The organism is Bacteroidota bacterium (genome assembly GCA_016714535.1).
Taxonomy (GTDB): Bacteria; Bacteroidota; Bacteroidia; order AKYH767-A; family OLB10; genus JADKFV01.
This window is the reverse complement of sequence record JADKDR010000001.1, coordinates 759110-778620: the sequence shown is the minus strand read 5'-3', so window position 1 is coordinate 778620 and position 19511 is coordinate 759110. Positions and strand designations below refer to the sequence as shown.

At 38.9% G+C, this 19511-nt stretch carries 14 protein-coding genes and 1 pseudogene; 13 read left to right on the top strand and 2 right to left on the bottom strand.

What is annotated here, in order from left to right; translation table 11 throughout:
• Nucleotides 1–52 precede the first annotated feature (52 nt).
• From IPO27_03245 to IPO27_03185, 13 genes and pseudogenes are all read left to right on the top strand, one after another.
• Nucleotides 53–433 carry a T9SS type A sorting domain-containing protein gene (locus IPO27_03245; GenBank protein MBK8845616.1) on the top strand — a complete coding sequence of 127 codons (381 nt, stop codon included), beginning with the start codon at nt 53–55 and terminating at the stop codon, nt 431–433.
• Between the two features lie 43 nt (nt 434–476).
• Nucleotides 477–1250 (top strand): hypothetical protein, encoded by a 774-nt coding sequence (locus IPO27_03240; GenBank protein ID MBK8845615.1) that lies wholly within the window; start codon nt 477–479, stop codon nt 1248–1250.
• Nucleotides 1251–1253: 3 nt separating this feature from the next.
• Complete coding sequence (locus IPO27_03235) at nt 1254–2630, top strand: T9SS type A sorting domain-containing protein (GenBank protein ID MBK8845614.1); 1377 nt, start codon at nt 1254–1256, stop codon at nt 2628–2630.
• A gap of 544 nt (nt 2631–3174) precedes the next feature.
• Nucleotides 3175–4389 carry a c-type cytochrome gene (locus IPO27_03230; protein MBK8845613.1) on the top strand — a complete coding sequence of 405 codons (1215 nt, stop codon included), beginning with the start codon at nt 3175–3177 and terminating at the stop codon, nt 4387–4389.
• A 100-nt stretch (nt 4390–4489) separates the two neighbouring features.
• Nucleotides 4490–7570: a TAT-variant-translocated molybdopterin oxidoreductase gene (locus IPO27_03225; GenBank protein ID MBK8845612.1), complete on the top strand. Its 3081-nt coding sequence runs from the start codon at nt 4490–4492 to the stop codon at nt 7568–7570.
• A 63-nt stretch (nt 7571–7633) separates the two neighbouring features.
• Nucleotides 7634–9019, top strand: a complete 1386-nt coding sequence (gene nrfD / locus IPO27_03220; protein ID MBK8845611.1) for a polysulfide reductase NrfD — start codon at nt 7634–7636, stop codon at nt 9017–9019.
• Complete coding sequence (locus IPO27_03215; protein ID MBK8845610.1) at nt 9012–9527, top strand: DUF3341 domain-containing protein; 516 nt, start codon at nt 9012–9014, stop codon at nt 9525–9527. Before nrfD ends, IPO27_03215 begins: the two co-directional genes overlap by 8 nt.
• Before the next feature lie 25 nt (nt 9528–9552).
• On the top strand, nt 9553–10188 hold the full coding sequence (locus IPO27_03210; protein MBK8845609.1) for a c-type cytochrome: 636 nt from the start codon (nt 9553–9555) through the stop codon (nt 10186–10188).
• 72 nt (nt 10189–10260) lie between these two features.
• Entirely contained in the window at nt 10261–11421 is a 1161-nt protein-coding gene (locus tag IPO27_03205) for a quinol:cytochrome C oxidoreductase (GenBank protein ID MBK8845608.1), read from the top strand.
• A 35-nt stretch (nt 11422–11456) separates the two neighbouring features.
• Nucleotides 11457–12473 (top strand): cytochrome c oxidase subunit II, encoded by a 1017-nt coding sequence (locus IPO27_03200; GenBank protein ID MBK8845607.1) that lies wholly within the window; start codon nt 11457–11459, stop codon nt 12471–12473.
• A gap of 47 nt (nt 12474–12520) precedes the next feature.
• Nucleotides 12521–14352, top strand: a pseudogene (locus tag IPO27_03195) (cbb3-type cytochrome c oxidase subunit I).
• A 264-nt stretch (nt 14353–14616) separates the two neighbouring features.
• Nucleotides 14617–15585, top strand: coding sequence for a HAMP domain-containing histidine kinase (locus tag IPO27_03190; protein ID MBK8845606.1), 969 nt, complete (start codon nt 14617–14619; stop codon nt 15583–15585).
• Between the two features lie 14 nt (nt 15586–15599).
• Nucleotides 15600–17123: a 2,3-bisphosphoglycerate-independent phosphoglycerate mutase gene (locus tag IPO27_03185; protein ID MBK8845605.1), complete on the top strand. Its 1524-nt coding sequence runs from the start codon at nt 15600–15602 to the stop codon at nt 17121–17123.
• A 17-nt stretch (nt 17124–17140) separates the two neighbouring features.
• Here the strand turns inward: IPO27_03185 and IPO27_03180 are convergent, their stop codons facing one another.
• Together IPO27_03180 and IPO27_03175 are read right to left on the bottom strand one after the other, a co-directional pair.
• Nucleotides 17141–17767 (bottom strand): SprT-like domain-containing protein, encoded by a 627-nt coding sequence (locus IPO27_03180; protein ID MBK8845604.1) that lies wholly within the window; start codon nt 17765–17767, stop codon nt 17141–17143.
• Between the two features lie 2 nt (nt 17768–17769).
• Nucleotides 17770–19398, bottom strand: a complete 1629-nt coding sequence (locus IPO27_03175) for a gliding motility-associated C-terminal domain-containing protein (GenBank protein MBK8845603.1) — start codon at nt 19396–19398, stop codon at nt 17770–17772.
• Nucleotides 19399–19511 lie beyond the last annotated feature (113 nt).

The following is a 19511-nucleotide window of genomic DNA, read 5'->3' as shown; positions in this document are numbered from 1 at the left end:
AACCTTCCACAAAAGTGGAAAAGGTTTTTACCCCTTAAATTTAATTAAAACAATGGATGGTGGTTATGCGTATAGCGGATATTTATATAATCCACAATTTACTATCCAAAGTGTGTTAATTGTCAAAACCGACTCCCTTGGCAATACCATTTTCACAAGCCAAATAGAAATTCCAAATGAAACCGAGCTATTGATTTATCCCAATCCTACTTCTGATATTCTTAATTTCAATTTGCCAATTGAGTTGGATGGCAATAATGTAACGATAACTGTATATGATGCACTTGGGAGTGAAAAGTCTTTATTGAAGTACGATAAGCTGAGTTCGAAGCAATATCAATTTGATTGCAGCAGTTTACCAAATGGATTGTATAGTATCAGCATGCAAACAGAAGAGAAAAGATATTGGCAGAAGTTTGTAGTGTTGCATTAATGTTATTAGAGTCAGAAAATATTAATTTTATAAAAAATTACTAATGGAAAATAAAGAAATAGATGTTGAGATTCCATTTTTTGTAGTTGATGAACAACTCCAATCAAAGGCAAATGTTCAAGATGATTATGCCATCTTAGGCGATGTTCTTATGGGACTTTGTTATTGGAGTAATCATACATGGCCAACGCTGTCAACTTATAGTGGCAACCCCAAAATTGTGGCCTTACCCTTAATAGAAAAGTACTTTACTTGGCAATGGTTCTTAAATGAGTGGGTTACCAGTGGCCCAAATGCAGTTGATATAGATCCTTATACAAACTTTGGCTATACCAAACTTTATCGTTTTGATTGGTTTCAATATGGGCTTGATAATGATGAAGAATTATTTGCATTAAGTCATGGTGCATTGTTAAATGCTAATCATGCTCTACTAATTCCAGGAAGGTCAGGAGATGTCAATCTATGTGTTTATGATTGCACTCCATTAAGGAAATTGCCACCTGCGTTATATAGTGAAACAACTGAAACAAATAAAATTACTGCTTTGGAAGACAATCCAATATTGATAGCACCAAACCCAGCAAAGGACTATGCTCAAATTACGATTTTTAAGAATCACGCAACTATCAGCAATATTGAAATTATAGATATAAAGGGAAGTAAGTGTACCGGCAATTTTATTTTAGAATCAGGCTCAACACAAAGAAGTTATACCATTAAGAATGAAAATAATCTATCAGGACTTTTCATGGTGAAAATTTTACTTGCTAGTGGTGAAACATTATGTAAGCCTGTAACTTTTAATTTTAATTAATATATGCAAAGGTCCTTAAAAATTGTTGCAATAAGTATTGCAATAAGTATTAGTCTTTGTAATGCACAGCCAAATTTATTTTCAAAAATTTATTTTGGAGGAGGGAATTCAGGTAGCTTTTATCCTTTTAGCATTTTACAAATGTTAGATTCAACTTTAATTATTGGAGGTTATTCAATTAGCCCAAGTAAATCCTTTGTTTTTCAAGTTAATAGTAAAGGTGATAGTATAAATTATTACAAAACTGACTCAATTGGAGCAATGTATAGTTTAGTTTATGAAAATGATTCTGAATGTGTCGCATCAAGTATGTTTATATTGAACAAAAAACAAATTAATATTGTAAAGTATAATTATAAAACAAGCGATACTAGTGATTACTGGGTTTATTATTTTCCAAATTTTCCACAAGGATATGTAACCGATGTTACTAAAATAAGCCAAAATGGTTATATATTAACCAATACATGGGCAACTACCTACAGTGTTTTGCGAGTAGATAGCTTGGGGCAAATTATGTGGAATGCTCCAAGTTTTGCTCCTGGTAATTTGGAAACTGTGGAAGACTATGATGGTAATTTTGTAATGTTGGGGTGCAATAATAGTACTGTTCTAAAACCATATTATTTGCAAAAAATAGATACCTCCGGTAACATTTTATGGAGCAAATGGTATGGCGACAATATTGGCTTTTGGGATGGGAATTGCACTGGAGGGTTAGTGCAGATGAAAGATTCTAATTATTTAGTAGGTTGCGATGGAATGGATTATGAATTGATGAAAATAGATCGCTATACTGGTGATACAATTTGGACAAGGCCATATACTTATAATAATAAACCCGGAATTATCAAGCTAATGAAAGGATATAACGATACCTATGTAGCTTTGCGTGGCCCCAATTTGATTTGCTTTAATGAAAATGGCGATGTTTTATGGGAAACCGCGAATGTGCCACCCATTGGTTACAATTATAACATGTACTCTTTAATAAAAACATTCGACCAAGGCTATGCAATGTGTGGTGGTTATTTTAAGCTTGGTATTTGGAAGAATGCGTTAGTTGTTTTTAAAACCGACTCCCTCGGCAACACCATCTTCACCAGCCAAATAGAAATTCCAAATGAAACCGAGCTATTGGTTTATCCCAATCCTACTTCTGATATTCTTAATTTCAATTTGCCAACTGAGTTGGATGGCAATAATGTAACGATAACTGTATATGATGGGATGGGAAGTGAAAAGTTAAGAATGAAAAGTGAAAAGTTGAATACTGCGAATTACCAGATTAACTGTAGCCATTTGCCAAATGGATTGTATAGTATCAGCATTCTAACTGAAGGTAATAGATATTGGCAAAAGTTTGTGGTGCAGCATTGAGAAGGTGACTTTATAATTCAAATTTAACAGGTAATAAACCAATCATTACCTGTTTTTTCATTTTTATGAAGCATGTATAGCTCATCAGTGATTTTAATTAACTGCAATTAACCATTGCTTTCATATATGGTAAGCGTTACAAATACATTTCTTTGTCTTTCTTACAACAAATTGAAAGAAATGTAAAAAATAGGAATCAAGTAACAAATGGAATTACTTAAGATGTTTCAATATACTCACCTTTAACATTGAATACCGATGCAAAAAATTACAAGCATAAATTATGTGGAGGTAAACGATAACCTACATATTAAACTACTATTTTAAACATAGAAATACACCGGATAGTAGAGGCAATCCCCAAACTCTTGCCTATCAATTGTTTTAACAAAGTTTACCTTTTTATCTATGGTTAAAATATGTTTTGTAAAAAAAGTTAACATTTATTTTGGGAAATATGTTTTCGTATTACATTTGCGCGTTGAAAAAAGGTGGTGCCTTGAATAGCAATGAAAATCATTGCTCGCCATCAAACTCTTATCTTATGAATTCACCTCTTATTCGCATTCAAAGATTTCTCTTACTGGTCGTATTTACATTTTTCTGTACTTCAGCCATCAGTCAGGATGGCGAAGCCTTGTTTAAAACGAATTGCGCCAGTTGCCATTATGCCAATGCTGAAAAGCTTATAGGTCCAGGATTGAAGGACGTGCATAAGCGCAGGCCCGAAGATTGGCTCATAAAATGGATACGCAACTCTCAGGCTGTAGTGAAGTCTGGGGATCCTTATGCGGTTGCTATTTTCAAAGAATATAACGGTGCCGTAATGACTTCGCAAAACTTGAGCGATGCAGAAATTAAGGCCGTTTTAAAGTATGTAAAAGATTTTAAGGACCCTGTTGCAGTTCCCGGTGCCAGCACAGTTGCTCCTGTAGCGCAAGAGCAAGGTTTTCCTTGGTTGTTACTTACCGTTACTGCCATTCTCATCTTTCTTGCTATTTCTTTAAGCAAAGTTCAAAAAAGTCTCGAGTCGGCATTACGTAATAAAGAAGGAATTCCGCATCCCATTGTATTAAGAGGCAAAGCATTTTACAAAACTTGGATTCGTTCAAATAAAAAATTAATTGCAGCTATTATTGTTATTGGGGGTCTTTTAGGCAGTGTTCAAGGATGGTACGCTTTAAAGGATGTAGGTGTGACACAAGGATATGAGCCTGATCAACCTATAAAATTCTCACATAAACTTCATGCAGGTGATAATGCTATCGATTGTAAGTATTGTCATAGCGGAGTTGAGAAAAGTAAGCACGCAAATATTCCCTCGGCTATCTTGTGTATGAATTGCCATAAGGGAATTAAAAAAGGACCCAATTATGGCGCTGAAGAGATTAGCAAGATATACGCAGCATTAGACTGGGATGGCAGTAAATATGGTCCGAATCAAAGGCCCATTCAATGGGTAAGAGTTCATAATCTTCCCGATTTGGCGTACTTCAATCACTCGCAACATGTTGTTGCAGGTAAAATTGAGTGTGCACAATGCCACGGCAAAGTAGAGGAAATGGAAGTGCTTAAGCAGGATCAGCCACTTACCATGGGTTGGTGTATCGATTGTCATCGCACCACCGAAGTTGCAGCAGCCGGCAACGGATATTATGATGAAAAGACCATGGAAAATTTGCATAAGCAGTATGGAAAAGACGCCAAAATTAGTGTAGAGAAGATTGGCGGAACCGATTGTGCTCGTTGCCATTATTAAAAATATTGAAATAAAAGTAAACTAAAAACAAAGCTTACCTTTTCTTTAAATCAAGATCTCTAATTTTAAAAAAGGAAGAAGCAAATACATCAAAAGAGCTATGACCAAAGTATATTGGAAAGGACTGGAAGAGCTAAATCGTGATCCGGAGTTTTTAAAACACCAGAATAACGAATTTATTGAACATCTGCCGGTTACCAAGGCTGTAGAAAACAAAGCGAAGGAAGAAAGCGCTACTTCGCGAAGAGATTTTCTAAAGTTTTTAGGTTTTGGATTAGGAGCAGCAACCCTTGCTGCGTGCGAGGCACCCATGCGCAAGACAATTCCATATTTGGTAAAGCCAGAAGAGATTACTCCTGGTGTACCTAATTGGTATTCAAGTTCATATTATGATGGTCATGAGTACGCAAGCATTATGGTTAAAACCCGTGAAGGTCGCCCTATTAAAATCGAAGGTAACGACTTGTCACCAATATCAGCAGGTAAAGCCAGCGCAAGGATTCAGGGCTCTGTATTGAGCTTGTATGATGATAGCCGTGCACGCAGGCCTTTTACAAATGGAGAGCCTACAACATGGAGCGCAGTTGATACTGATATTAAAAATAAATTAGCAGATATTGCTACACGCGGTGGTCAGATACGCGTATTATCGTCATCTATTGCAAGTCCATCAACATTAAAAGCAATTGGTGAGTTTGCCACTAAATATCCAACAACTAAGCATGTGCAATACGATGCTATTTCACATTATGGTATAATTGCCGCCAATCTTCAATCGTTTGGCAAAGCAGGTATACCTGCTTACCGTTTTGAAAATGCAGATGTTATTGTCGGCATTGGTTGCGACTTTTTGGGTACCTGGTTGGCTCCGGTAGAGCATGCTCGTGGATATGCCAGCAACCGCAAAATAAATAAATCTAAAAAGAGCATGTCGCGCCACTTCCAGTTCGAAAGCTATTTGTCGTTAACAGGAAGCAATGCTGATGTGCGTGTGCGTGTTAAGCCAAGTGAACTTGGCTCAACTACCATTGCTTTATATAACAAACTAGTAGCAAAGGCCGGTGGCTCAGCAGTTAGCGGAGGCAAGACAGCCGCTGAAGCAAAAATTGAAAGTGCTGCCAATGAATTATGGAATGCCCGTGGAAAAGCACTTGTAGTTAGTGGCAGCAATGATAGCAGTGAGCAGGTTATTGTAAATGCAATAAATACCTTATTAAATTCATACGGAAGCACTATCGATAGTGGCCGCATGTGCAATTATAAACAAGGCAACGATACCGATTTTGCAGCATTAGTAAGCGAAATGAGTGCAGGAAGTATTGCTGCTGTTATTATTTATAACTGCAACCCGGCTTATTCCGCTCCCGATGGAGCAGCATTTGCTGAGGCAGTAAAAAAAGTGAGCCTAAGTATTTCGTTTAACGACCGCATGGACGAAACCTCTAAAGCATGTAAATACCTTTGCCCCGACAGTCATTTTCTTGAGTCGTGGAACGATTTAGAGCCGTATACAAACACATTCAGTTTTGTGCAACCTGCTATAAGTAAGTTGTACGATACGCGTCAGGCACAGGAAAGCTTGCTTACCTGGGCTGGTAGTGCAGTTACTAATTTTCATGATTATATGCAGGCTCAATGGAGTCAGAATTTTGCAGCTTCAGCTTTTGGAAGCTGGAATAAGGCAATTCAGGATGGTGTTGTTACCTATGATGCTGTAGCTCCATTGTTTGGAACCTTTGCAGGCGATGTAAATGCGGCTGCGGGCAAAATCAGTAGTGAAAAATCAGCAGGTGATGTTGAATTAGTATTATATGAAAAAGCCGGAACTGGAAATGGTTCGCATGCTAATAATCCTTGGTTACAAGAATTTCCCGACCCTATAAGCAAAGTATGTTGGGATAATTACGTTTGTGTTGGTCCTAAGATGGCCGATGCCAAAAAATTGAATCAGGGCAACATAGTAGAAATAAAAGTTGGTAATAAGTCAGAAAAGCTTCCTGTATTTATCCAGCCGGGAATGGCTGATAATACAGTTGCAATTGCCTTAGGCTACGGGCGCACCGCAGTTGGTGCTGCTGGCGATGGGATAGGTAAAAACGTATATCCATTTGTCGCTATCAGTAATGGCAGTATGAAATATTATGCATCTGGTACCATGACCAAAACAACCGATGATGATTATACCTTGGCTGCTACCCAAACGCATCATACCATGATGGGCCGAGAGATAGTGAAGGAGTCAACTTTGGCAGAATGGAAAAAAGATGCTAAAGCCGGAAACGCAGACCTTACCGTAGCAACACCAGAAGGTAAACAAAGACCAAAAGATATTGACTTGTGGGCTACCGAGAAGGATTTTGAACATCCAAAAAATATACATCACTGGCAAATGGGTATAGACCTAAACTCTTGTATAGGTTGTGGAGCCTGTGTGGTAGCTTGTCAGGCAGAAAATAATGTAGCTGTAGTTGGAAAAACTGAAATCAATAATGCTCGAGAGATGCATTGGATTCGCATCGACCGGTATTATTCTTCTGATATGACCAAAGCCAGAGCCAAAAAAGAAGATATTGGCAAAATAGACATGTATGGTCAATTGGAAGTACCTACAGCCGATGATCCCCATGTAATGTTTCAGCCTGTGATGTGCCAGCATTGTAACCATGCACCTTGCGAAACGGTTTGCCCTGTAGCTGCCACCACACACAGTACCGATGGCTTAAATATGATGGCTTATAATCGTTGTATCGGCACCCGTTATTGTGCTAATAACTGCCCATATAAAGTACGAAGATTTAATTGGTTTAATTATAGTGAAAATCCGGCTTATCCATTTAACCAAACTAGCGAAACAGGCCGAATGGTTCTTAATCCTGATGTTACCGTGCGAAGCAAAGGAGTAATGGAAAAATGCACTATGTGTATTCAGCGTATTCAGGACGGAAAACTTACAGCTAAAAAGGAGAGCCGCAGGCCTCAGGATGGAGAAATAAAAACCGCTTGCCAACAAACCTGCCCAACTGATGCAATTGTTTTTGGTGATGCCAAGGATGAAAAAAGTAAAGTAAACGCCATGTTTAAAGAAGAGCGCAGCTATTGGCTACTTGAAGAAATAAATGTGCAACCATCCGTATTCTACCAAACTAAAATTTGGAATCGCGATGAGTCGCATCACGCATAAACGAATTAACAAAAAGGATAAATAATTAGCAGAACTTACTGCAAAAGATAAAGAAGCAAAACTATGCACGTTACAGAATCGCCCTTGAGGCCCGCGCTGATTACAGGTGACAAGACCATGCACCAAATCACCGAAGATATTTGCAGACCGATAGAAGGTAAGGCAAACAAATACTGGTGGGTAGCTTTTACCGTTGCCAGTGCCGCATTGTTATGGTGGGTAATTTGTTTGTCTTACACGTTCGCTACCGGTATTGGTGTTTGGGGATTAAATAAAACAGTGGGTTGGGCTTGGGATATTACCAACTTCGTATGGTGGGTAGGTATTGGCCACGCTGGCACATTGATTTCGGCTATCTTATTACTGTTTCGTCAGAAGTGGAGGCTGAGTATAAATCGCAGTGCCGAAGCCATGACCATTTTTGCCGTAATCTGTGCAGCATCTTTTATTCTTGGCCACATGGGGAGACCCTATTTAATGTATTGGCCGTTCCCGTTTGCAAATCAATTTGGTTCGCTATGGCCAAACTTTAACTCTCCACTTGTTTGGGATGTATTTGCAATTTCTACCTATTTCACGGTTTCTCTCGTATTTTGGTACTCAGGACTTCTGCCTGACTTTGCAGCTGTGCGCGACCGCGCCAAAACTAAATCAATGAAGTTCTGGTACACGATTCTTTCTTTTGGTTGGACAGGAAAAGCAAAAAATTGGCAGCGTTTCGAAGAGATGTCTTTAGTACTTGCCGGATTATCAACTCCACTTGTATTATCTGTACACTCGGTGGTATCTATGGACTTTGCAACTTCGGTTATACCTGGATGGCACACCACCATATTTCCTCCTTATTTCGTAGCTGGGGCCATCTTCTCTGGTTTCGCTATGGTACAAACCTTACTAATCATTGTTCGTAAGGTGCTTAATATGCAGGACTATATTACCATCTATCATATCGATATGATGAACCGCATCATCGTTCTTACTGGATCCATTGTTGGTATAGCCTATATTACCGAGTTCTTTATTGCCTGGTATTCAGGCGTAGAATACGAGCAATATTGTTTCCTCAATCGCGCTACCGGGCCATATTGGTGGGCTTATTGGATGATGATGAGTTGTAATGTAATCTCTCCTCAATTATTCTGGAGTTCACGTCTTCGCAGAAACATAACGTTTACTTTCTTTATGAGTATCGTTGTAAATGTAGGAATGTGGTTTGAGCGATTTGTAATTATTGTTACTTCATTGCACCGTGACTATGTGCCTTCAAGCTGGTTATATTATCGTAATACATGGGTTGAGATGGGAATCTTTATTGGATCAATGGGTTTGTTCTTTGTTCCTTTCCTTTTGTTCACACGTTTCTTCCCTGTAATTGCTATGAGCGAGTTAAAAACAATTTTCCATACATCAACATCACAAGTAAAGAAAGGAGCAGCACATCATGAGTAATGCACCCATTTTTGGAATTTTTAATGATGAACACAAAGTCTTACATGCCGTGGAGCACTTGCGTCATCATCAAGTTAATGTTACCGATGTGGTTTCACCTTATCCTATTCATGGAATGGATCAGGCCTTAGGCTTAAAACGTACCCGTATATCCGTATGTGCATTCATGTTCGGTATTACAGGTACCAGTCTTGCATTGTTAATGATATGGTATATGAATATTGTTGATTGGCCAATGGATATTGGAGGAAAACCTAATTATGCGTTTTTTAAAAATATGCCTGCCTTTATTCCGGTGACATTTGAATCTACGGTTTTATGTGCTGCACACGGAATGGTTATTACCTTTTTATTACGCTGTAAAATATTGCCAGGTGTTGAACCAGAAGTGGTTCACCCGCGCGTAACCGATGATCATTTTGTAATGTGCATTGAACCAGGCGGCAAAGACGACATTGAGAAAATAAAGAAAATGGTTATGGCAGAAGGTGCCTTAGAAATCAGATAGTTTAAACTAAGAACTTACAATTAGTATGACATTTAAATATAAAACATCAGTAGCAGTTTGTTTGTTGGCCATTAGCGCCCTCACATCTTGTCGCGATGCAAAAAAATATCCGGGCTACGAATACTTTCCTGACATGTATCGCGGCCCTGCTTACGAGACGTATGCACCTAGCAATTTATCGGCCGATAGTTTATCGGCACGTAAACCTGCCGAAGGTTCTATACCTCGCGGTTTTATGGCTTTTAATTATACCGCAGATAATGCTGGTTATGAAAAGGCCGGAGTTGAAGCTACGAATCCGCTAGCATCTGACAAGCGTAATATGGAAGAGGGAAAACGACTCTATGCAATTTATTGTACCAATTGCCATGGTACCGAAGGTAATGGTGATGGTAATTTGGTTGCAGATGGTAAGTTTCCAGGTGCACCACCATCCTACGCAACAGGCACGTCATCGCGAGGTGGCGCCATGCGCGATTTATCGGATGGTAAAATCTATCATACCATAACACACGGATTGAACTTAATGGGTCCACATGGTGGGCAACTGTTGCCCGACCAACGTTGGCAAATTGTTATGTACGTGCGCGAGTTACAAAAGGCCGGGCAGCCGGCAACCGCACCAGCCGACTCTGCAACAGTTACTGCTACTACTAATTAATAGTGTATTTAATTTAGATAAACTTCGAAAGAAAATCAGAATATGAATTTCACATTTACAGGGAAACACAAAATGACATTCGGCATTATGATGCTGATAGGGTTGGTTTCTATCGTTTGCACTTTTATTTTTAATTCCCACCAGGCATGGAGTAATTTGCTTTGGGCAAATTTCTTCTTTATGGGGATAGCTTTAGTAATGGTGTTTTTTATGGCCGTGCAGTACGTAGCCGAGGTGGGTTGGAGTGCAATGATTATGCGGGTTCCCGAAGCAATGAGCCAATGGCTTTATGTTGCCATGCCAATCATGCTGATTATTGTTCTTGCCGGTGTGTTTCATCAACATCATTTGTGGCACTGGATGGATGATTCCTTATATGAAGAAGGTGGCGCTCACTACGATGCTATTATTGCCGGGAAAAGCGGATTTTTAAACAAGCCTTTTTTCATTATTCGTGTACTTTTGTACAGTTTAATCTGGTGTGGATTTGCTTATTATTTTCGTAAGCGTTCTCTTGCCGAAGAAGAAGAAGGTGGTGTTTCCATTCATAAAAGGAATATTACATTGGGTGCTGTTTTTTTGGTATTGTTTGGCATAAGCACAAGTGTAATGGCTTGGGATTTTATTATGTCAATAGATACACATTGGTTTAGTACATTGTTCGGTTGGTATACCTTTTCAGGAATTTGGGTTAGTGGACTATCAATGATGGCCATGATTATTGTTTTCTTAAAGAGAAAAAATTTATTACAGGATGTAACAGAGCATCACTTGCATGATGTAGGTAAATTTATGTTTGCATTTTCAGTATTTTGGACGTATTTATGGTTTTCTCAGTTTATGTTAATATGGTATTCAAACTTACCTGAAGAGGTAGTTTATTTCCGTACACGTTTTGAGCATTATCGTTGGCCGGTATGGATTGCGTTTTTCCTCAACTTCGTTTTTCCGTTTTTGATTTTAATGACCCGCGATGCGAAGCGTAAAATGAATACCTTGTTGATAGGTGGAACAATAATATTGTGTGGACATTTATTGGATAACTGGAATATGATAACCCCGGGTGCTATGTCATCTTTCGGGCATCATTGGCAATTCTCTTTTATGGAAGTGGGAACTGTAATAGGATTCCTTGGAGGTTTCCTTTACGTTACATTTAATTCATTGGCAAAGGCAAAATTAGTTCGCGAAAAACACCCAATGATGATAGAGAGTGCGCAACACAGTATTTAATTTTTTATAGAAAGAAAAAGAAAAATAGATTAATGATGAGTCTGTTAATAATTATAGGAACAATAGCTGCAGTAGTAGCTATTGCGCGGTTGATGAAGGTACTTACCTTAAGTCAGGAACTTACAGGAGAAGACCCGAGCAAGGAATTGAAGAGCGATATAAAAGCAAATGCAATGGGAATGCTTGCTTTTATGGTTGTTGGGTTATTCTTGTTTTTTTACATGATAATAAAGTACATGCCTTTAACCCTGCCGGTTGCAGCTTCTGAACATGGTGTTCGTACGGATAATCTATTGAATATTAATTTTCTGATAATTATTGCTGTTTTTATTATCACTCAGATTGCATTGTTTTGGTTCATATACAAGTACCGTTACAGAGAAGGCCATAGAGCTTATTTCTACCCGCATAACAATACGGTCGAAGTGATTTGGACAGTAATACCAACTATTGTACTTGCAGGTTTGGTTGTTACCGGCTTAAATGAATGGGTTAAAATAACAAGCCCGGATAATAAGGACGGAATGAACATACAGGTTTACTCGCAACAATTTGTTTTTGTTGCACGCTATGCTGGTAAGGACAACGAACTTGGTTCCAGTTTCTTTAGAAGGATAGAGGATAATAATCCGTTAGGTTTAGATTTGTCTCAGAAGGAAACTCAAGATGATATTATTGCAAAAGATGAAATGCACTTTGTTGTGAATAAGCCCGTAATGTTGAATATCAATTCGAGGGATGTGATTCACTCCGTTTATCTTCCTCACTTCCGTACACAAATGAATGCTGTCCCGGGTATGACCACCAACTTCTATTTTAAGCCAACCATTACAACTGCCGAGATGCGTAAAATTACAGGCAATAGCAAGTTTGACTATGTTTTACTATGTAATAAAATTTGTGGGGTTTCACATTATATGATGAAAATGAAAGTTGTTGTAGATACGCAGCAAGAATTTGATAAATGGATTAAAACGCAATCTTCTGCTATACCAAAAGTTGAAAAGGCAGAGGTTGAAAATAATCAGACTAAGCCAATGGCAGTTAACTAAAACTTTTGCCGCCTTTAATAGTTTATAATAAATAATAGAATTAGGATATGGATTCAGTAGAAATAAAACACGGTCATGCTCACGACCACGATGATCACTCGCATGGTCATCATGATGAGCATCACCATCATGTAGAAACATTCTGGACAAAGTGGGTATTTACCACGGATCATAAAATGATTTCTAAACAGTTCTTAGTTACTGCAATATTTATGGCGTTTCTTGCCATGGGTATGTCAATGATTTTTCGACTTCAATTGGCATGGCCCGATACAAAATTCGCATTCCTTGAATCCATTCTAGGTAAATGGGGGAAAGATGGCAAGCTTGATCCCGGATTTTATTTGGCTTTAGTTACCATACATGGTACCATTATGGTGTTTTTTGTGCTTACGGGAGGGTTGAGTGGTACATTCAGTAATTTACTTATTCCTCTTCAAGTAGGCGCTCGAGACATGGCTTCCGGATTTTTGAACATGTTATCGTTTTGGTTTTTTGCAGCTTCTAGTGTAGTCATGTTTGTATCAATATTTGTTGAAGCTGGACCAGCATCAGGTGGATGGACTATTTATCCTCCTCTTAGTGCCTTGCCGCAGGCAATTGGTGGTAGCGGCCTTGGTATGACCTTATGGCTCGTTAGTATGGTGCTATTTATTGCAGCATCCCTATTGGGGGGAATTAACTATGTAGCAACCATAATTAATTTGCGCACAAAAGGAATGAGTATGACGCGCATGCCACTTACCATTTGGGCTTTCTTCATTACAGCTATCTTGGGTATTTTATCATTCCCAGTTTTATTTGCTGCTGCACTTTTATTGTTGTTCGATCGTTCATTTGGTACTAGTTTTTACTTGTCTGATATATTCATAGATGGTGCACCACTTGAGTATTCCGGTGGCTCTCCAATTTTATTTCAGCACTTATTTTGGTTCTTAGGTCACCCTGAAGTGTACATTGTATTGTTACCTGCATTAGGTCTTGCATCAGAAGTTATTTCTGTAATGAGCCGCAAACCAATCTTTGGCTACAAGGCCATGATTGGTTCCATGTTGGTAATTGCATTCTTATCATTCATCGTATGGGGCATCATATGTTTATGACAGGTATGAATCCTTTCTTAGGCTCCGTATTCGTGGTAACCACGTTGATGGTGGCTATACCTTCTGCCGTAAAAGTTTTTAATTATCTGGCAACCATATGGCGAGGTAATTTGGTTTTGTCTCCTGCTATGTTATTCGCATTAGGCCTTGTGTCATTCTTTATTAGTGGCGGTTTAACCGGGATTATCCTTGGCGATAGTGCCTTAGATATTAATGTGCACGATAACTATTTTGTTGTGGCCCACTTCCATATTGTAATGGGAGCTTCAGCTATTTTTGGAATGTTTGCGGGCGTGTATCATTGGTTCCCACGTATGTATGGAAGGATGATGAATAACAAGTTGGGATACTTGCATTTTTGGACAACAGTAGTATCGGTTTATGGTGTGTTTTTCCCTATGCACTTCTTAGGTTTAGCAGGGGTGCCTCGAAGATATTACTCTAACACTGGGTATGCAGGTTTTGATTCATTGGTAGATATTAATGTGATAGTAACCGTATTTGCCTTGCTTGGAGGAGTAGCTCAATTAATTTTTGCTATTAACTTTTTCTACTCAATATGGGGTGGACGCAAAGCTCCTCAAAATCCCTGGAATGCTAATACTCTTGAATGGACAGCTCCTGTAGAGCACTTGCACGGTAACTGGCCGGGTCCAATTCCTACAGTACATCGTTGGCCATACGATTATGGTAAGCCTGGACACCATGAGGATTATATCCCGCAAACGGTGCCGCATAGCGAAACAACTTCCAGCAACCGTCCCGATGATCATTGATTTTAATATACAGAAATCCCCGCACTTGCGGGGATTTGTTTTTTTAAATAGAAGCTATCAGGAAATATTTAAATCATATTTATCAGGAAAAAACCAATTCGATGTTCATTGCTAAATACTTTTGATTTTACTTAATAGCTGACTTTACATTAGATGTCCTTTGATCTTTTTTATTAAGCTCATAAATACCCGAATTGTGGATGAAGCAAAAAGTAATATGACCAAGCAAATGTTTACAAGAAACTTCTTTGTAATTTAGCAGACATGAAGAGGCTGCAAATTTTGTTTATAGTTCTTACAGCATACATAATTATTCAATTTGGATGGTGGGCCTACATGCTCAAAGATCTAAATTATAATTTATATGAGCTCCGTTCGCAATTAGTTAAGCACAATACTGAAACCACAGCGCAAGTAGCAGAACTAACTAGTTTAAAGAAACAACTTCGCGCTAAGTATTGGATGATTGCAGGCGAAGGGCTGGTTTTTTTCTCGCTGTTGATTTATGGAATAATTCAAACCTATCATGCATTTAAAAAGGAGTTCACCTTAGCTAAGCAACAGAAAAATTTTTTACTGAGCATTACACATGAATTTAAATCCCCTTTAGCTGCAGTAAAATTGAATTTGCAAACTATTAAAAAGCATGCGCTTAGCAAAGAGCAAACTGCCGCAATGCTTGAAAGTACCTTGTCTGAAACTGACCGTCTTAATGAGTTGGTTGAAAATGCACTTACTGCTGCACAAATTGATACTCACAGTTTTAGTATTGTTAGCGACCGTATCAGCTTAAGCAACTTGGTTGAACATGTCATCAATTCAAAAAAAATTTCGAACAAGCATTTTGAAGTAATAGACTTAAAAGTACAGCCTGATATTTACATTGATGGTGATGAATTTGCATTAACTTCTGTCATATTAAACTTGGTTGAGAATGCTATAAAATATTCGTTTGGTGAAAAAGGCATACAGGTACTGTTAACACAGGAATCGAATATGGCGGTTTTACGAGTTGCTGATCAGGGCATAGGTATTAGTGACAGCTTAAAGCAAAAGGTGTTTGAAAAATTTTTTCGGATTGGAAATGAGGAAACAAGAAGGACCAAGGGCACCGGGTTAGGCTTATTTATAGTAAAAAAAATAGTCGAATTCCACCATGGACTCATTCGTATTGAAGATAACAAGCCAAGCGGAACTATATTTGTGCTTGAATTGCCTTTAGCAAAATCGTAAACAGTATCAAAGAGATGGAAAATAATAAGAAAGTGTTTTTAATGATATTGGATGGATGGGGTGAGGCGCCTGCTGTTAACTCCAATGCCATTGCCCATAGCCATGCACCTTTTATAAGCGAGTGTATGAGAAAATTTCCACATGCACAATTGCTTACCCATGGTGAAAATGTGGGCTTGCCCGATGGTCAGATGGGTAACAGCGAAGTAGGCCATATGAATATTGGGGCAGGACGAATAGTCTATCAGGACTTGGCAAGGCTAAACAAGGAAGTGCGTGAAAATACGATGCAGCATAATGTTGCTCTTAATGAGTTATTTGAATACAGCTTAAATCAGGACAAGCCCTTACATTTACTCGGCTTAATAAGTGACGGGGGGGTACATTCGCATATCAATCATTTATTACACCTGGTAAAACTGGCATCGCAAGCTGGTGTGTCGCGGATAATAATTCATGCGATAACCGATGGACGCGATACCGACCCCAAAAGTGGACTAACCTATATACTTAACTTGCGCGATTATATTAAGGAGCATGCTTTAAGTAATGTTTATATAGGTACCGTATGCGGGCGATATTATGCGATGGATAGAGATAAACGCTGGGAGCGGGTACAGCAAGCATATAACCTTTTTATCAAGGGAAAGGGTGTTAAATTTGAAAATGCTGAGGAGGCTATCAGACAAAGTTATTTACAAGGTGTAACGGATGAGTTTATCAAACCTTGTGTGATAACGCAGCCTGTACCGGTAACCATAAGCGATGGCGATGCAGTAATGTGCTTTAATTTTAGAACTGATCGTTGCCGCGAAATAACGTATGTGCTAACACAAGAAGCGTTTCATGAATACGATATGCATCCGCTTCAATTGCATTACGCAACAATGACAAGGTATGATGATACTTTTAAAAACATACACGTGCTTTATGAGAAGAGCGATGTAAATTTGCCAATAGGGGAGGTACTGGCATTAAATAATAAATCGCAGTTACGTATAGCAGAAACCGAAAAGTACCCGCATGTCACCTTTTTCTTTAATGGTGGAAGAGAGCAAACATTTGCAGGCGAGGAGCGCATTATGGTGCCTTCGCCTAAGGTTGCTACCTATGATATGCAACCCGAAATGAGTGCTCGTGAAATAACAGCTAAGGTGATACTATTTATGAAAGAACAAAGCCCCGATTTTGTATGTTTAAATTTTGCAAATCCGGATATGGTTGGACATACTGGCGTATATGAAGCAGTGCAAAAGGCTATAGAAACTGTGGATGATTGTGCTGCACAAATAGTTAAAACAGGTCTCGAATGCGGTTATAGCTTTATTATCATTGCTGATCATGGCAATGCAGATTATATGATTAACGATGATGGAACGCCAAATACAGCGCACTCTACAAACCCGGTACCGTGCATTATTATTAATAAAAACTGTAAGCATGTAAATAATGGGCAGCTTGCCGATGTGGCCCCAACAATTTTAAAATTAATCGGAATTGAGCAGCCTCCGGTAATGACCGGAAAATCATTAGTATAATTTCTTTTGGAGTTCTGTTATTGCGAATGCTGTTCAATTATTTCAACCTCAGCAATAGGTGCTATGCGATAGAGTTTATTATTATCTAAGCGTGTACACAAAAAGTTTTTCCTGATACGATCGCCTTTAATAAAAACAATACAATGCCCTTTAATTCGAAAATGTGCGTTGGGCTCAACATCTTCTAATAGTATATGCCCGGTGGTATTGTAAGCATGCAGAGCCTTAAATAGTTTTGCATCGCTGCACGAGCTGGCGGCCATGCCGTGCAGCGATTGTTCAATAGCATGTGCTATAGCAGCAGGAAAAATTTTTGACTGCAAAACAGGAATAAGTAAATGTTTAAAATTTTGCTTCCAATGTATTCCATGTGGTTCAGCATCTCGCTCATGTTGGAGGTAAGTAATCAGGTGGGCTACTTCGTGCAAAAAAGTAACAAGAAAAGCATACGTATTCAGATTGTGATTTATTGAAATACGATGACCATGCCCATTGTGAGGAGAGCGGTAATCACCAAATTTGCTGTTGCGCGAATGGGTAATACGCATCTGAATTTTGTATTTTACAATAAGATCGATACAATAGTCAAGTGATGCTTCGGGAATGTAGGGCGTAAGTCCTTTTTGCAATTGATTGCGGGTCATAGTTATCTGATGAGATTAAAAATACCACGCCTGGTTTTTAGATTGTCGCTTGTATCACCAAAGGTTACTGAGTATGCGTAAACGCCTGCAGGACACTTCTGATTTTGATAAACGCCATCCCAACCAAAAGATTTGTTTTTTGACGCGAAAATTTCTTTGCCCCAACGGTTGAATACACGGAATTCAAAATAGTTGCTATAAGCAACTATAGGTAAGAAAATTTCATTGGTAAAGTCATCATTAGGCGTGAAAGCCGATGGTACAAATAATTCGGATTCGAAGCAGTATGTTTCAACTACAAAACTATCAACACCGCTGCAGCCGGCAGTGTCTGTTACGGTAACAACATATGTTCCGGGTATATCGGTAGTAATAGCGGGAGTGCTGTCGTTGGTACTCCAGGTATACGATGCAAAATTGCCGGGAGTTAGTGTAATGCTTACCGGAGGGCAGAGATAGCTTGTTGCATTGCCTTCAAATTGTATGACGCTATAGTCGGCTATGCTAATTATATAATCGGTTTTGCAATTTTTACTATCAAATATGCTGAGTGTATAGCTTCCGGCTGCCAAACCGAAAAGTGTATCAGCAGTTGTTGCAAAACCTTGCCATACATGCGACTGATATGGGCCGGATAGTACCTCCAGCGATATTAGACCCTTCATATTATTGCATGAATCATCTGCAGTGTTAATGGCAACATCCACTTTGTCTAGCGTATACATTTCGCTGCTGGCAGTTGCTGTGCATCCGTTGGCATCTGTAACGGTAACGGTATACATTCCCGAATTAATTTGTCCAATGAAGGCATTAGTGGTATTGTTGCTCCACTGATAGGTATAGGGGGCCACACCACCTTGTGGTGTGGCGTTAAGTTGTCCGTTAATACAATCGTAAGAGGAGCTATCAACTATGGCAAAGGCAGTGAGCACCACCATGTCCTCTATATGGAATTCATCAATAGCAAATCCATCGTAATTATTACAAGTACTTCCAGAACCAAAAGTGAAACGAAACTTTACAGATGGCTGCGCTGATAAATTTGCAACCAGGTGTTTAGCATCTTTCCATGCTCCACTGCCACCACCACCCTGACAACTGCCTAGAGTAGGCTGTATATTGCCCGACCAGCCGTGTTTGGGATTGGCAAGTGTGCTTAAAAAATTAATAGAAGCATGGTTATACCATCCATCATTGTTACAATCAATAGGGTCGCCAAAAGCGCCAACATTTTGCCAGGTGTTTCCCTGATCAAGCGAATACTGAAAATTGGCACCGTCATAATCTTTTTCCGTTTCCCAAAATACTTTAAAACGAATTAGGGGATTGGTGATAAAAGAAAAGTCGAAGCAAGGTGTTTCAAGATATGATTCCTGATTGCTATTGTAGGTATTGCCAGTGGTTCCTCCTATTATCCAGCATTTGCTTCCTCCTCCGGCATTCGTAATGGTAGCTTTGGCAGGTGAGCCCCAAGCCCAGTCGCTGTTGTTTCCGCCTGCTACCCAACTGCCATCTGTCAGTTCAAAATCTTCTGTGTATGGAAATGATGATATCGTAAATGCACATTGAGCATACAAGCCAACAGCCACTATAGTGCACAAGGCAATAAGAAATAATTTTTTTACGTACATCAGATAAATTGAAGAGGCCTTGGAACGGCCGGACAAAAATAAAAAAATTGGCCTTAAATACTATTCGTTTTCAGGTCAAAATTGGAAGGATGAAAAAAAAAGAATTGGAGGCA

Bases quoted from the DNA above. Each gene is read 5' to 3' on its own strand.
- IPO27_03245 (MBK8845616.1), top strand. From the start codon at position 53: ATGGATGGTGGTTATGCGTATAGCGGATATTTATATAATCCACAATTT.
- IPO27_03230 (MBK8845613.1), top strand. From the start codon at position 3,175: ATGAATTCACCTCTTATTCGCATTCAAAGATTTCTCTTACTGGTCGTA.
- IPO27_03215 (MBK8845610.1), top strand. From the start codon at position 9,012: ATGAGTAATGCACCCATTTTTGGAATTTTTAATGATGAACACAAAGTC.
- IPO27_03210 (MBK8845609.1), top strand. From the start codon at position 9,553: ATGACATTTAAATATAAAACATCAGTAGCAGTTTGTTTGTTGGCCATT.
- IPO27_03175 (MBK8845603.1), bottom strand. From the start codon at position 19,398: ATGTACGTAAAAAAATTATTTCTTATTGCCTTGTGCACTATAGTGGCT.
- IPO27_03235 (MBK8845614.1), top strand. From the start codon at position 1,254: ATGCAAAGGTCCTTAAAAATTGTTGCAATAAGTATTGCAATAAGTATT.
- IPO27_03200 (MBK8845607.1), top strand. From the start codon at position 11,457: ATGAGTCTGTTAATAATTATAGGAACAATAGCTGCAGTAGTAGCTATT.
- IPO27_03240 (MBK8845615.1), top strand. From the start codon at position 477: ATGGAAAATAAAGAAATAGATGTTGAGATTCCATTTTTTGTAGTTGAT.
- IPO27_03180 (MBK8845604.1), bottom strand. From the start codon at position 17,767: ATGACCCGCAATCAATTGCAAAAAGGACTTACGCCCTACATTCCCGAA.
- IPO27_03205 (MBK8845608.1), top strand. From the start codon at position 10,261: ATGACATTCGGCATTATGATGCTGATAGGGTTGGTTTCTATCGTTTGC.
- IPO27_03185 (MBK8845605.1), top strand. From the start codon at position 15,600: ATGGAAAATAATAAGAAAGTGTTTTTAATGATATTGGATGGATGGGGT.
- IPO27_03225 (MBK8845612.1), top strand. From the start codon at position 4,490: ATGACCAAAGTATATTGGAAAGGACTGGAAGAGCTAAATCGTGATCCG.
- IPO27_03190 (MBK8845606.1), top strand. From the start codon at position 14,617: ATGAAGAGGCTGCAAATTTTGTTTATAGTTCTTACAGCATACATAATT.
- nrfD (MBK8845611.1), top strand. From the start codon at position 7,634: ATGCACGTTACAGAATCGCCCTTGAGGCCCGCGCTGATTACAGGTGAC.